The organism is Streptomyces sp. CB01881 (genome assembly GCF_002953255.1).
Taxonomy (GTDB): domain Bacteria; phylum Actinomycetota; class Actinomycetes; order Streptomycetales; family Streptomycetaceae; genus Kitasatospora.
Window position 1 is genome coordinate 11,029,910 of sequence record NZ_CP026498.1, and the last position, 998, is coordinate 11,030,907.

A 998-nucleotide genomic window follows, 5' to 3' on the forward strand; every position below is an offset into this window, starting at 1 on the left:
CGCGGCCGCCTGCGCCCTCGCCTGCGTCGTCCTCACCAGCGCCCCCGGCGTGCTGCGCGGCGCCGCCGGCGCCGTCCTGCGCCGCGCCGGACAGCGCCAGGCCATGGTGGCCGGCGCCGTCCGCTCCGGCGCCGACCTCGCGGTGGTCGCCCTCGCCGCCCTGGCCTACTACCAACTCGCCCAGTACCACGGCGGACTGTCCACGGACGCCGACGGCCGGCTCGGCCTCGACCCGGTCCTGATCGCCGCCCCCACCCTGGCCCTGTGCGCCGGCACCCTGCTGGTACTGCGCCTCCTCCCGCTGGCCGCGCGGCTCGGGGGCCGGCTGGCCGCGCGGGGCCGTGGCCTGGTCCCCGCCCTGGCCGGCTGGCAGCTGGCCCGCCGTCCCGGCCGGGCCGCCGGCCCGGTGCTGCTGCTGGTGCTGGCGGTGGCCACGGGTGTGCTGGCGCTCGGTCAGCACACCACCTGGACCCGTTCGCAGCGCGACCAGGCGGAGTTCGCCACGGCCGGCGGCCTGCGGGTCTGGGGTTCGCCGCTGGCCGGGATGGGCCAGGGCGGCCGGTACGCGGCGCTGCCGGGCGGCGACCGGCTGATCCCCGTGGTCCGCCAGGGGACCAGTCTGCCCAACGGTGCCACCGGGCAGGTCCTCGCGCTGGACGCCCTCGCGCTCGCCGACCGGGTCCCGGTCCGTTCCGACCTGCTCGACGGCAGGGACGGCCACGAGCTGTTCGCGCCGCTCGCCGAGCCCGCGCCCACCGGGGCGCAGGCCGGACTGCCGCTGCCGGGCCATCCCCAGCGCATCGACGTCGACGTCACCGTCACGTTGTCGTCAAAGGCCGACACGCACCCGGACGTGTGGCTGCTGTTGCGCGACCGCTTCGGCGGCACCTACCGGGCCCCGCTGGCCGGCGTCCCCACCAGCGGCGACGCCGTCGCCACCGCCGACCTCGCGGCCCTGACCGGCGCCCCGATCGGCTCCGCCGCCACCCCGCTCACCC

1 pseudogene is annotated in these 998 nt (G+C 79.0%); it reads left to right on the forward strand.

The features are described from left to right. Positions 1 to 998: pseudogene (locus C2142_RS37500) on the forward strand (ABC transporter permease); the annotation flags it as partial.